The following is a 13,697-nucleotide window of genomic DNA, read 5'->3' as shown; positions in this document are numbered from 1 at the left end:
TATGAAAAATAAAATAAGAGTTGTTGTTTGGGGATTAGGTTCAATGGGAAGCGGTATTGCTAAAATGGTACTCAGCAAAAAAGGATTTACTATCGTTGGAGCTATTGATATGGATCCCAATAAGGTTGGCAAAAAACTTTATGAAGTGTTAGGTGTAAAGGCAAATGAAGATAATTCTTGCATTGTTACTAGAAATTCTATGGATGTTATAAAGAAGAGTTTTGCAGATGTTTGTCTTATGGCAACAGCTTCATTTACAAAAGTTGTATTTCCATTAATAAAAATGGCAGCAGAAGCTGGCATGGATATCGTAACAACAGCTGAAGAAATGTCATACCCAAGAGCAATGGATCCAAAATTATCAGATGATATGGATAGAATAGCTAAAGAAAATAAGATCTCAATATTAGGAACTGGAGTAAATCCTGGATTTATAATGGATTTAGTTGCTATAATGCTTACAGGAGTTTCTGATACGGTTGATAGCATAAAGGCTACTAGAGTAAATGATTTAGCTTGTTTTGGTAAAGCAGTTATGGTTGAGCAAGGTATAGGATTAAAACCAGAACAATTTATACAAGGAGTTAAAGACAATACAGTAGATGGACACGTTGGATTTATGCAATCTTTTGGAATGTTTGAAGAAGCGTTTAATATCAAGTTCAATAATATTAGACAAGAAAAATCACCAATTGTTACAACTGTACCACGCAGCACGGATATTGTTTCGGTGGAAGCTGGAGAAGTTGCGGGATGTAGCCAATTGGGATATGCAAGTTTAGGAGATAAAGTATTTGCTACAATGGAGCATCCTCAACAGATAAGACCAGAACTTGAGAATGTTGATACTGGAGATTATATTACAATTAAGGGAGTTCCAAACTTGAACCTCCAAATAAAACCAGAGATACCAGGAGGCATTGCTACAATTGCTATATGTGTTAATATGATTCCACTTGTAATGAATTCAGAGCCAGGACTAAAAACAATGCTTGATTTACCAGTTCCAAGAGCTATAATAGGTGATGTAAGAGATTTAGTAAAATAAAGTAGAATAAACGAACATTAGGGGGAGTTTTTTATAATGGAAGAAGACAATAAAAAATTAGGTCTTGGGCTACTTGTAGCTTTAGGCATTGGTACTATGATTGCATCAGGTATTTTTAATAGCCCAACGGACCTAATATCAACAACAAATCCAATGGCAGTCCTTATTTCATGGGGTATTGGAGTTTTCGGCGTAGTTATGCTAGGGTTGGTATTTTACTTACTTTCAAATAAAAAACCGGAATTAAAGGGAGGGATTTATTCATATGCAAAAGAAGGATATGGTGACTTTGTAGGGTTTAATTCAGCTTGGGGCTACTTTACAAGTTCTTTCCTTGGGAATATTGCATTTGTTATTTTAATTTTTAAGACTATCAATAGTTTAATAGGAGAAGGATATTCAATGCCTCCTATTTTATCATTCATATTTGCATCTATCCTTTTGTGGTCATACTATTTTGTAATAAGGAGGGGTATAAGGCAAGCGGGTATCCTGAATTTAGTAGTTACAATTGGAAAAGTAATACCACTAATATTAGTAATTATATTTGGTTTTTCAGCTTTTAAGCTAGGTATATTTAATGTTGATAATTGGCAGACTGTTTTAGCATCAAGTGGAGACAGTGTTAACTTAGGAAAACAGATAAGTGGAGCAATGGGGACAATTTTATGGTGTTTTGTGGGTGTTGAAGGTCTAGTAGTCTTATCCCAAAGAGCAGAATCACAAATACTAGTTGGTAAAGGAACAATAATTTCACTTGCTATAACGGCAACACTTTATGTATCAATATCAATATTATCAATGGGTATTCTGCCAGCTAAAGCTTTAGTTGCAGCACAAACGCCATTAGCAGCTGTTTTAGCACAAACAGCATTAGGAAGCGCGGGGGCTATGATAGTTAAAGTTGGAATTTTAATTTCACTTATAGGGGCACTCCTTTGCTGGCTTTTGTTAACTACAGAAATATTGTATGTTCCAGCAGATCAAGATGGGCTAATGCCTAAATGGTTTAAAAAGAATAATAGTAAAAACGTACCTACAAATGCTCTTTTATTTTCAATGCTTGCAACACAAATAGGGCTTTTAGCTATGTTATCACCAGCACTACAAAAGGCCTACTATGTAGCAACTCATATGTGTACAACTAATATATTAATACCATACTTATTATCATCTATGTTTGCATATAAAGTATATAATAAAGAAAGCGGACATATTAAAGAAAAAATTATATCAATAATTGCAGGTATTTATTCAATTTATGTTATATATGCAGTAGGAATTGGATATTTAGGTTTAGCTGTTGTAATTTATGCAGTAGGTATAGGTTTTTATTTAAAAGCTAAAAAAGAAAAAAATGAAGTTATTACTTCTAAAGAAAAGTTGGCTATGCTAGTTATTATTATAGTGGCTATTATTATGATAATAGCAGCAGCTATGGGTAAAATTTCTGTGTAGTAACATTTCAGAAGTAAAGTATCCATTTTTATAAGTATAAATAATATGTTATAACAAAAATAAATTCAGAGGGACTCTAAATCTCCTTCTGGATTTATTATTATATCTGGAGGCGTTATTCATGATGAGTGTTCTAATGGAAGATTCTGAAAAAAAAATAAAAGACACTTTAGAAGAACTAATTTCAATACAAAGTGATACAGGAACGTCACTAGAGAAAGACGTTGAAAAATATCTATATGATTGGTTACAAAAACTAGATTATTTTAAAAGTAATACAAATAACTCGGGAAGTTATCCACTTAAGAAGGACTCATTAGAACGAGCCGTCGTATGGGGGTTGGTTAAAGGAGTTGGGAGAAAAACAGTTATTCTTCTTAATCATCATGATGTTGTAGATGCTTATGATTATCAAACTCTAAAAACTTATGCTTATCAACCTGCATTACTTAGAGAAATGCTAAAAAATGTTGAATTAGCAAAAGATGTTGAAGAGGATTTAATAAGCGGAGAATGGATTTTTGCAAGAGGAGCGGCAGACATGAAAGCAGGTATTGCAATTCAGTTGTCAATTATTGAAGAATTTTCAAAACAGCAAAATTTTAATGGTAATATTCTGTTTATATCGGTTGCTGATGAGGAATCATTATCGCTCGGAATGAGAAGTAGTGCAGAGTTACTTAAAAAAATCAAGAATAAATTTGATTTGGAATATACTATTTTAATTGATTCAGAGCCACACCAGAAAACGGAAAATAATGAAGGTGTGTTTTATACAGGTTCTGTTGGGAAATTAATGCCTGTTGTGTATGTAAGGGGTAAAAAAACTCATATTGGTGACATTTTTCAAGGATTTAATCCGCTCCTTTTATTATCGCAAATTGCAAGTGAAACAGAACTTAATTCGGACTTCTCAGATGTTGTAGAGAATGAAGTATCACCGCCACCTTCCTGGAACTATTTTAGAGATGGGAAAAAATGTTATGATGCGTCTATACCAGATTCGGCAGGTGGATATTTTAGTGTCTTAACCCTTAAGCGAACGCCAAAGGTAATACTTGAGCAATTACTTGAAATTTCTAAACAAACATTTGAAAGTGTTATATGCAAAATGAATAAAAATTATAGCAATTATCTAAATAAGAAAAATGAAGATGAACATAAACTTCCTTGGAAGACAAATGTTAAAACATTTTCACAAATATATAATGAGGCCATTGAACAATCTGGAGAGAAATTTCTCTTAGATTATAATTTAACTATTAATAAATTAAAAATAGATATAAAAAATAACATCATTAGTATGCCCGAGAGTAATATGGCTCTAATCGGTAAAACATTAGAATATATTACAGATAAAACACCAATGGTGGTTATAGCATTTTCTCCACCTTATTATCCTCATATATCAATTAATGATTTTAAAGAATTAGATAATAATGTATCGGATATTGGTAATGCTGTAGTTCGCATTGCGAAGGAAGTGTGTTATGAAACTTATAGTAAGAGAAATTATTTCATGGGTATTTCTGATATGAGTTATGCAGCCTTGAATGAAAGTGAGAACGTAATACCACACATAGAATTTAATATGCCACTTTGGAAAAACATGTATGACATTCCCTTCGAAACTATAAAACAATTAGCTATTCCAAGCATAAATATAGGTCCTTATGGAAAGGATCTGCATAAGTTTACAGAAAGAGTCTTTACGATTGATCTAATAAGACAAACACCAAGACTAATTAATGGTGTAATTGAGTATGTTTTAAAAAATAATTAAGAAAATATTTGATTTGGAAACAAGGGTTAGATTTTAAATTTACATGCTTACCAAAGTATTAAATAAAGGGGGAATGTAGAATGGAATCAAATAACAATGAAATAAAAGAGGTAATTGATAAATCTAAAGGACTTGAACGTAGTTTATCAAGTAGACACATTCAAATGTACACACTTGGCTCAACTATAGGTACGGGTATATTTTTAGCCTCAGGTTATGTTATACACAATGCGGGACCTGGGGGTGCGGTGGTTGCATATTTGGTTGGCGCATTAATTATGTATCTAATGATGTCATGTCTTGGAGAACTAACAGTGGCAATGCCAGTTTCAGGTAATGTGCAAGCTTATGCAACAGAATTTATTAGCCCGGCAATAGGATTCACATCTGGTTGGATGAAGTGGATAAGTTGTGCTGTAACAGTTACAGCTCAATTAGTCGCTTCAGCAATTATAATGAAAAATATATTTCCTACTGTAAGTTCACTAGTTTGGATTGTTGCCTTTACTATCTTATTAATTTTACTTAATGTACTTCCAGCTCGTAACTATGGTGAAACAGAATTTTGGTTTGCAAGTGTTAAGATTATCGCTGTAGTTCTCTTTGTTATTGTAGGAATTGGAATTATGACAGGTGTTATTGGAGGGAAATCTATTGGGTTCACGAATTTTGTAAATGATGGAGGAGCATTTCCTAATGGGTTTAAAGCCATTGTTGTATGTATGTTATCTGCTATCTTTGCATTTGGTGGGTCAGACCTTATTGCAACTGCAGCAGGTGAGAGTAAAAACCCTGGAGTTGAAATGCCAAAAGCCATAAAAGGATATGTAATTTCTATAACCTTAATTTATGTGGTATGTGTTATTTTAATTGGGTGTGTTCTTCCTTGGAGAGAAGCAAATCTTGCAGGTAGTCCTTTTGCTTATATGTTTAAAAGCGCCGGAATAAGTTCAGCTGCACTTTTAGTGAATATAATTGTTGTTACCTCAGCACTCTCGTCAGCAAATGGTTTTTTATATGCAAGTACAAGGACATTATGGTCTCTTGCAAAGCATAAACAAGCACCAAAAATATTAGCAAAACTAAATAAAAATAAAGTTCCAATATATTCACTTGCTATTTCTATTGCGTTTGCATCATTTGCGATCGTTTCTAGTTTTATAGCAGCTGATACAGTTTATCTTTTCTTAATATCTCTTCTCGCTAGCATTGATATATTCATTTATTCAATAGACTGTATATGTCAAATGAGATTTCGAAAACGTTATATATCAGAAGGGAATAAGGTTGAGGATTTAAAATATAGAACTCCATTTTATCCAGTAACTCCAATTTTAGCGCTTATATTATATGGTATAATCGTAATTGCTATGATATTTGATCCAACAGAAAAAATAGCTATTATTACAGGAGTTCCAACAATTATAATATTATATGTTTCGTTTAAATACTTCTCTAAAAAGATAAAAAATACCAATGTTTTTTAATTGGTGAAAAATAAGTGATTACTAAGCAAAAAATAATTTCTGTATAATACAGAAATTATTTTTTTATTTTAAATCTATTTTCTGATTTTAGGGTTCAAATATTATGAATAAACTGTTAACAATACTAATTTTGGCAACGGTTTCAACCATTATTATTGGGAAAAATAAGCAAAAGTGCATAAATATAAGCACTGTAATTACTAGTATATAAGGGACATAACTTTAAGTTTAGCATTATTATGCAATTATGCGTATAAAGAACCAAAAAAAACTTTTATGTATGTTTATGCTATAATTTTTGTGTTATACATTATAAATTAGAACATTGTGAATATATATACAATCAATTCGTTGTTTGAAAATTGCAAGTAGTGATATATATATAATTATAGCGTAAAATGGAGTTTAAGATATAAAGGGGGTTATAAATAAGCGTTAAACCTAATAGACACTATATATGTAGAATAATGGTATAATAAGGGGTTTTCTTTATGAAATAAAAGACTTTATAATGAAGGCATCAAAAGAAATGATAGGGAGATGAAATATCATGGATTCATTTATAAATGTAACTTCGGAAATAGGAAAACTTAATAAAGTAATGTTACATAGACCAGGTAGAGAAATAGAAAATTTAACACCAGAACTTCTTGAAAGATTGCTTTTTGATGATATTCCTTATTTAGAGGTAGCCAGAAAAGAGCACGATATATTTGCAAAGCTTTTAAAAGAAAATGATGTAGAGGTTCTTTATTTAGAAGAACTTGTTACAGATGCTTTGGAAGATGATAAAGTAAAAAAAATATTTTTACAGCAGTTTTTACAAGAAAGTCACATTAGTAATAAAGAAATATATAAATCTCTTTATGCTTATTTAATGTCAAAGCCAACAAGAGAAATGATTGATATACTTATGGCTGGAGTTAGAAAAAATGATGTAGATGTTAAAGAAATGCATTCACTAAGAGGATTAATAGGAAATAACTATCCATTTTATTTAGATCCTATGCCTAATCTTTACTTTACTCGCGATCCAGGTGCTTCGATTGGAAATGGTATTACTATAAATACTATGCAAACTGAAGCAAGAAGGCGTGAGACGTTGTTTCTAGAATTTATTCATAGATATCATAAATCCTTTAAAGAGCATGAAGTACCACTTTGGTATGATAGGACTCTTCCTAATAATATAGAAGGTGGGGACGAGCTTATATTATCTGCTACAACGCTTGCAATAGGATGTAGTCAAAGAACTTCACCTGAAGCTATAGAAGTGGTAGCAAGGAATTTGTTTGCAAAACATACTTCTTTTGAAAAAGTATTAGTATTAGAAATTCCATCTAGCAGAGCATTTATGCATCTTGATACTGTATTTACTATGGTTGATTATGATAAATTTACAATACACCCAGAGATAGAAGGACCACTTAATGTTTTTGAAATTACAAAAGGTCTTAATGGGGAAATAAATATTAAACAAGAAAAAAATGTATTGCAGAATGTATTAAAATCCGCATTAAATGTACCTTCAGTTGAATTGATAAGATGCGGTGGTGGTGACTCTATTGTAGCGGCAAGAGAACAATGGAATGATGGATCAAACACTCTAGCTATTGCACCAGGAAAGGTTATAACTTATGAACGAAATTATATTACAAACGAAATTTTAGCAAAACGTGGTATAACAGTTATAACAATGCCAAGTGCTGAATTATCAAGAGGAAGAGGCGGCCCTAGATGTATGAGCATGCCACTAAATAGAGATAACTTATAATAACAATGATAATATGATAAAATGATAAAATACAAATAAAAATATTAGGAGGAATTATTATGTTTAACTTAAGAAACAGAAACTTTTTAACTTTGATGGACTTTACTCCAAAAGAAATAAACTACTTTTTAGATTTAGCTACGGATTTAAAAAAAGCTAAGTACGCAGGTACAGAGAAGCAGAACTTAAAAGGTAAAAACATCGCTCTAATATTTGAAAAAAGTTCTACAAGAACAAGATGTGCTTTTGAAGTAGGAGCACTTGACCAAGGAGCACATGTAACTTACCTTGGACCTACAGGAACTCAAATTGGTAAGAAAGAATCTGTAGCAGATACAGCGAGAGTTCTTGGAAGAATGTATGATGGAATAGAATATAGAGGATATGGTCAAGAAATTGTTGAAGATTTAGCTAAATATGCAGGAGTACCTGTATGGAACGGTTTAACAACTGAGGATCATCCAACACAAATTCTTGCAGATTTTTTAACTATAAAAGAACACTTTGACAAACCGTTAAGCGACATTTCATTTGTATATGCTGGTGACGGAAGAAACAATATGGCAAATGCATTGATGATAGGTGCTGCTAAAATGGGTATGGACTTTAGAATCGTGTCACCTAAGAGCTTATTCCCAGAAACGGCATTAGTTCAAAAATGTAATGAAATTGCGAAAGTTACAGGAGCAAAAATCACTATTACAGATAATGTGGATGCAGGAGTTAAAAATGCAGATGTAATCTACACAGACGTATGGGTTTCTATGGGTGAAGCAGATGAAGTTTGGGCATCAAGAATAAAACTATTAAGACCATACCAAGTTAATATGGAAATGCTTAATAAGACAGGCAATAAGAATGTTAAATTTATGCATTGTCTACCAGCATTCCATGACTTAAAGACTATCGTAGGAAAAGAAATATTTGAAAAATATGGTCTTGAAGGTTTAGAAGTTACGGATGAAGTATTTGAAAGTAAACATTCTATTGTATTTGATGAAGCAGAAAATAGGATGCATACAATCAAAGCTGTTATGGTTGCTACACTTGGAAACTAGCCTAAAATAATTTACAATTATAAACTTTGGTGGGGGTAATATTATTACTTTCGCCAAATTCCAATATTGCAAGTACGGTTAGAAGGAGATTATAAAATGGCTGATAAATCTAAAAAACTAGGCGTATTTTCACTAACAGCACTAGTTATTACTTCCTCAATAGGTGCTGGCATATTTAATATATCGGGTGATTTAGCATCAGGTGCTGCTGCAGGACCTGCAATTATTGCATGGATAATTGTTGGTTTTGGTATTTTAATGTTATCGTTATCTTTTAACAATTTATTATTAAAAAAACCTGAATTAAATGGTATATTCAGTTATGCAGAAGATGGTTTTGGGAAATTTGGAGGGTTCATTAGTGGATGGGGATATTGGTTATCCGCATGGCTTGGTAATGTAGCATTTGCTACAATGCTTATGAGTACACTTTCATATTTCTTTCCTATATTTGGAAATGGGCAAAATGTTGCCTCAATTATTGGTGCAAGTATTATTATGTGGGTACTTACCTACATAGTTAATAGAGGCGTTGAGGAAGCGGCTCTTATAAATACAGTAGTCACTATATTTAAATTAATACCTATCTTTTTATTCATAGTAATAGGTATTGTAGCTTTTAAGGTAGATTTATTCACAAATCATTTTTGGGGTAACATATCTACTAATTTTAATCTATCAGATATATTCTCACAAGTTAAAAGTTGTATGATGGTAATGATGTGGGTTTTTGTTGGTATAGAAGGAGCTTCTATGTTATCTTCACGTGCTAATAAAAAATCTGAAGCTGGAAGAGCAACCATTCTTGGGTTAATAGGATTATTAACTATTTACATTCTTGCTTCAATGATTCCTTATGGTGTTATGAGTAAAGATCAGTTAGCGAAATTAGCTACTCCTTCAATGGCTTATATTTTAAAAGATATTGTTGGACCTTGGGGAGCTGCATTTATAAACGTAGGTTTAATAATCTCAATTTCAGGTGCATGGTTATCTTGGACGATGCTACCATCTGAAACAACTCTTTTAATGGCTCGTTCAAAATTATTACCAAAAGTGTTTGGTAAAGTAAATAAGGCTGGGGCCCCAACTTTTTCTTTAATTATCACAGCGGCATTAACTCAATTGTTTATTTTTACTTTCCTATTTACTGATAAGGCATACCAATTTGCATATTCTCTTTGTACCGCTGCAATACTCGTATGTTACTTATTTGTTGGATTGTACCAATTTAAAATATCTTATCTAAACAGACATGAAAAAGGACAAATAAAACAAATAATAGTAGGTTTAATTACTGTGATTTTTGAAATATGGGCAATAGTAGTTTCAGGACTAAACTATACTTTACTATGCCTTATAGCTTATATTCCTGGAATTGTGTTTTTTGCCATGGCTAGAAAAGAAAATGGAGAAAAGAACTGGTTAACAAAGAGACAAGCTATATTGACTGCTTTAATTGTTATAGGAGCAATATATATCATTTACCAATTAGCTATAGGAAAAGTTGCTATTTAAATTATTGAAAAGGAGATGATTTAATATGAACATTGCAAGTTTTGGCGTTGAAGAATGGTTAAATGTTTGGGAAAATGATGCTATTTATGATATAGCAGGAAGTTCGATTGCATCATTTTCATTAGAAGAAATAATATCTATAGATGGTACAACTCCAAAGGGATTTTTTGATGGACTATTAAAAACAAAAATGAACTATGGATGGATAGAAGGTTCTCCAGACTTTAAAAAAGAAGTTAGTAAACTGTATAAAAATGTTCCACCTGAAAATATTTTGCAAACAAATGGAGCAACTGGTGCAAATCTTTTAGCATTATACTCATTAATCGAGCCCGGTGATCATGTAATCTCGATGCATCCTAGTTATCAGCAATTATATGATATTCCAAAGTCTTTTGGTGCCGAAGTAGATTTTTGGGAAATTTATGAAGAAAATGATTGGTTACCAAAGCTTAATGAACTAAAAAAATTAATACGTCCAAATACAAAATTAATTTGTTTAAATAATGCTAACAATCCTACTGGAACTATATTTGATGATGATTTTCTTAAAGAAATAGTAAAAATTGCGAGTAATGTTGGTGCCTATATCTTAGTTGATGAAGTATATAAACCTTTAGATTCCTCAATTGTTGTTTCTTCAATAGTAGACTTATATGATAAAGGAATTTCGACTAACAGCTTATCAAAAACATATTCAGTTCCAGGAATACGTGTTGGATGGATTGCTAGCAATACAGAACTCGCAGATTCATTTAGAAAATATCGTGACTATACTATGATTTGCGCAGGCGTTTTTGATGATTATCTAGCTGTTCATATATTAAAAAATAAAGAATTAGTCTACGATAGAAATAAAAAAATTGTTCATACGAATTTAGAGATTGTTAAGGAATGGGTTAAAAATGAGCCACGTGTTACATTAGTATTCCCGAAATATGTTTCTACATCATTTATTAAACTAGATATACCTATTGATGTTGAGCAATTTTGTATAGATATTTTAAAAGAAAAAGGGGTCCTTTTAGTACCTGGCAATCGTTTTGATGTTCCGGGACATGCTAGATTAGGTTACTGTACACATACAGAAATATTAAAAAATGGATTAAAAGAGTTATCTGCTTATTTAAGAAGGTTTGATAAATAATCTAATCTGAAATGATTTTTTATGGAAATAATATATTTTAGATTAGGTATGAAAGGAGAAATTAATATGTCAAGAATAGTAATTGCACTTGGGGGGAATGCCCTTCAAGCAAATCCGAAAGATACTACAGCAGAAGCACAGTTAATAACAGCTGGGCAAACTTCAGAGACTATTGTAGATTTAATTGAAGAAGGCCATGAGGTTATTATTGCTCATGGTAATGGACCTCAAGTAGGTCAACTTGTAGCTACTTATGAAGCAGCAGCTTCTATAAATGAAAATAGTCCAGTAATGCCATTCCCTGAATGCGGTGCTATGAGTCAAGGATACATAGGATATCATTTACAACAAAGTATTAGGGCAGAGATGAGAAAAAGAGGAATAAATAAAGAAGTTGCTACTGTAATTACTCAAGTAATAGTAGATACAAACGACCCGGGATTTAAGAACCCAACTAAGCCAGTAGGTTCTTTCTTTACACAGGAGCAGGCTAATAAATTAATGACTGAAAAAGGATATACAATGAAGGAAGATTCTAATAGAGGTTGGAGACGAGTTGTGGCATCTCCATTGCCAATTGATATAGTTGAAAAACCTATTATTAAAACATTAGTTGATGCTGGACATATTGTTATAACTGTTGGTGGAGGAGGTATACCTGTAATTGACACAGGTAATGGTAAACTTAAGGGAGTACCAGCTGTAATAGACAAAGATTTTGCTTCTTGTAAAATAGCGGAATTAATAAATGCTGATCTTCTTGTTGTGCTTACAGCAGTCGAGCAAGTTGCGATTAACTTTGGCAAACCAAATCAAAAGAACCTTTCAAAAATAACAGTAGAAGAAGCTAAAACTTATATGAAAGAAGGACAATTTGCTCCTGGTTCCATGCTTCCAAAAATAAAAGCTGCTCTTATATTCGTCGAAGCAAAAGAGGGTAGAAAAGCAATTATAACATCCCTTGAAAAAGCTAAGGATGCAATAAGAGAAGTAGCGGGTACAATAATAACAAAATAGATTAGAATTAAATCATAAAATTACATTTATATATAAATTCATCCTATTGAATGGAATCAACTAAAAAACAGTTGAATATCCATTTAGTGGGGTGATTTTTTTGGTGAAATCAAATAAAAAATAATTATTTTACTAAAACTATTGAAATTTTACTAAAACAATGATAACCTATACATATAGAGAAACACGAAAACTATTTATTATAGGGAGGAATTCAATTATGATTAATAAATTAAAAGATATGTTTAAGAGGGTTTATAAATGCGAGGCTGAAAAGGTTTTTTTCGCTCCAGGTAGAGTAAATTTAATAGGAGAGCATACAGATTATAACGGTGGTAATGTTTTTCCATGTGCAATAACTTTTGGTACTTATGCACTAATTAAAAAGCGAACTGATAAAAAGATAAGATTTTATTCAGAGAATTTTGAAGAATTAGGAATAATGGAAATAAATATAGATGACATGAAATACAACAAAGAGCACGATTGGGCAAATTATCCTAAGGGAGTAATTTGGGTTTTTGAAAATAACGGTATGAAAATAGATAGTGGATTTGATATATTATTTTACGGGAATATACCAAATGGTGCAGGGTTATCTTCTTCAGCATCTATTGAGGTAGTTACAGGTGTTGTTTTAAAGGATTTATATGATTTTGACCTTAGTATGATAGATATCGTTAAGTATAGTCAAAAGGCAGAAAATGAATATGTAGGTGTAAATTGTGGTATTATGGATCAATTTGCTATAGGCATGGGTAAAAAAGACAAAGCAATACTATTAGATACAAATACATTAAAATATCAATATTCAAGCATTAAGCTTGACGGAGCATCTATAGTAATATCAAACACGAATAAAAGAAGAGGTCTTGCTGATTCTAAATATAATGAAAGAAGATCAGAATGTGAAACTGCTCTTAAAGATTTACAAAGTGAACTTAAAATCAATGCTCTTTGTGAAATAAATGAAGATGTATTTGAAAAAAACAGACATCTTATAAAAAATGAAGTTTGTGCAAGACGTGCAAAACATGCCATTTATGAGAATCAAAGAACTTTAAAAGCTGTAAAAGCACTTGAAAACAAAGATATAAAATTATTTGGTGAGTTAATGAATAAGTCACACATATCACTAAGAGATGATTATGAAGTTACAGGAATAGAACTAGATACTTTAGTTGAAATTGCATGGAAAATGCCAGGTGTAATTGGGTCAAGAATGACAGGAGCTGGTTTTGGTGGATGCACAGTAAGTATAGTTAAAGATGAATTTGTAGATGATTTCATTAAAAATGTTGGGGAAGAATATAAGAAGAAAATAGGACACGAAGCAATCTTTTATGTAGCTAAAATAGGTGATGGTGCAAGAAAACTATAACAGTTTCGAAGAAGATGAAAGCAGCT

The 13,697-nt window shown here is 31.7% G+C and carries 10 protein-coding genes; all 10 read left to right on the top strand.

The window, feature by feature from the left end; genetic code table 11:
- Position 1: 1 nt before the first annotated feature.
- The 10 genes from ord to KPL54_RS16815 all read left to right on the top strand — a co-directional run bounded on the left by ord (position 2) and on the right by KPL54_RS16815 (position 13,671).
- Positions 2-1,048, top strand: a complete 1,047-nt coding sequence (gene ord, locus KPL54_RS16860) for a 2,4-diaminopentanoate dehydrogenase (protein WP_216107668.1) — start codon at positions 2-4, stop codon at positions 1,046-1,048.
- A 36-nt stretch (positions 1,049-1,084) separates the two neighbouring features.
- Positions 1,085-2,506, top strand: a complete 1,422-nt coding sequence (locus tag KPL54_RS16855; protein ID WP_216107667.1) for an amino acid permease — start codon at positions 1,085-1,087, stop codon at positions 2,504-2,506.
- Positions 2,507-2,627: 121 nt separating this feature from the next.
- Positions 2,628-4,289, top strand: coding sequence for a M20/M25/M40 family metallo-hydrolase (locus tag KPL54_RS16850; protein ID WP_216107666.1), 1,662 nt, complete (start codon positions 2,628-2,630; stop codon positions 4,287-4,289).
- Positions 4,290-4,369: 80 nt separating this feature from the next.
- Complete coding sequence (locus KPL54_RS16845) at positions 4,370-5,776, top strand: amino acid permease (protein WP_216107665.1); 1,407 nt, start codon at positions 4,370-4,372, stop codon at positions 5,774-5,776.
- A gap of 550 nt (positions 5,777-6,326) precedes the next feature.
- Positions 6,327-7,550: an arginine deiminase gene (gene arcA / locus KPL54_RS16840; protein WP_216107664.1), complete on the top strand. Its 1,224-nt coding sequence runs from the start codon at positions 6,327-6,329 to the stop codon at positions 7,548-7,550.
- A 59-nt stretch (positions 7,551-7,609) separates the two neighbouring features.
- On the top strand, positions 7,610-8,608 hold the full coding sequence (argF, locus tag KPL54_RS16835) for an ornithine carbamoyltransferase (RefSeq protein ID WP_253198787.1): 999 nt from the start codon (positions 7,610-7,612) through the stop codon (positions 8,606-8,608).
- A 96-nt stretch (positions 8,609-8,704) separates the two neighbouring features.
- Positions 8,705-10,126: an arginine-ornithine antiporter gene (gene arcD, locus KPL54_RS16830; RefSeq protein WP_216107663.1), complete on the top strand. Its 1,422-nt coding sequence runs from the start codon at positions 8,705-8,707 to the stop codon at positions 10,124-10,126.
- A gap of 25 nt (positions 10,127-10,151) precedes the next feature.
- Positions 10,152-11,273 (top strand): aminotransferase, encoded by a 1,122-nt coding sequence (locus KPL54_RS16825; RefSeq protein ID WP_216107662.1) that lies wholly within the window; start codon positions 10,152-10,154, stop codon positions 11,271-11,273.
- A gap of 66 nt (positions 11,274-11,339) precedes the next feature.
- Positions 11,340-12,290 carry a carbamate kinase gene (gene arcC, locus KPL54_RS16820; protein WP_216107661.1) on the top strand — a complete coding sequence of 317 codons (951 nt, stop codon included), beginning with the start codon at positions 11,340-11,342 and terminating at the stop codon, positions 12,288-12,290.
- 220 nt (positions 12,291-12,510) lie between these two features.
- Positions 12,511-13,671: a galactokinase gene (locus tag KPL54_RS16815; RefSeq protein ID WP_216107660.1), complete on the top strand. Its 1,161-nt coding sequence runs from the start codon at positions 12,511-12,513 to the stop codon at positions 13,669-13,671.
- Positions 13,672-13,697 lie beyond the last annotated feature (26 nt).

It is taken from the genome of Clostridium estertheticum (assembly GCF_018861295.1).
Taxonomy (GTDB): domain Bacteria; phylum Bacillota; class Clostridia; order Clostridiales; family Clostridiaceae; genus Clostridium_AD; species Clostridium_AD estertheticum_D.
This window is presented reverse-complemented; position numbering and strand designations above follow the sequence as displayed.

Coding starts and splice junctions, on each gene's coding strand:
- arcA (WP_216107664.1), top strand. CDS start 6,327: ATGGATTCATTTATAAATGTAACTTCGGAAATAGGAAAACTTAATAAA.
- argF (WP_253198787.1), top strand. CDS start 7,610: ATGTTTAACTTAAGAAACAGAAACTTTTTAACTTTGATGGACTTTACT.
- KPL54_RS16845 (WP_216107665.1), top strand. CDS start 4,370: ATGGAATCAAATAACAATGAAATAAAAGAGGTAATTGATAAATCTAAA.
- KPL54_RS16815 (WP_216107660.1), top strand. CDS start 12,511: ATGATTAATAAATTAAAAGATATGTTTAAGAGGGTTTATAAATGCGAG.
- arcD (WP_216107663.1), top strand. CDS start 8,705: ATGGCTGATAAATCTAAAAAACTAGGCGTATTTTCACTAACAGCACTA.
- ord (WP_216107668.1), top strand. CDS start 2: ATGAAAAATAAAATAAGAGTTGTTGTTTGGGGATTAGGTTCAATGGGA.
- KPL54_RS16855 (WP_216107667.1), top strand. CDS start 1,085: ATGGAAGAAGACAATAAAAAATTAGGTCTTGGGCTACTTGTAGCTTTA.
- arcC (WP_216107661.1), top strand. CDS start 11,340: ATGTCAAGAATAGTAATTGCACTTGGGGGGAATGCCCTTCAAGCAAAT.
- KPL54_RS16850 (WP_216107666.1), top strand. CDS start 2,628: ATGATGAGTGTTCTAATGGAAGATTCTGAAAAAAAAATAAAAGACACT.
- KPL54_RS16825 (WP_216107662.1), top strand. CDS start 10,152: ATGAACATTGCAAGTTTTGGCGTTGAAGAATGGTTAAATGTTTGGGAA.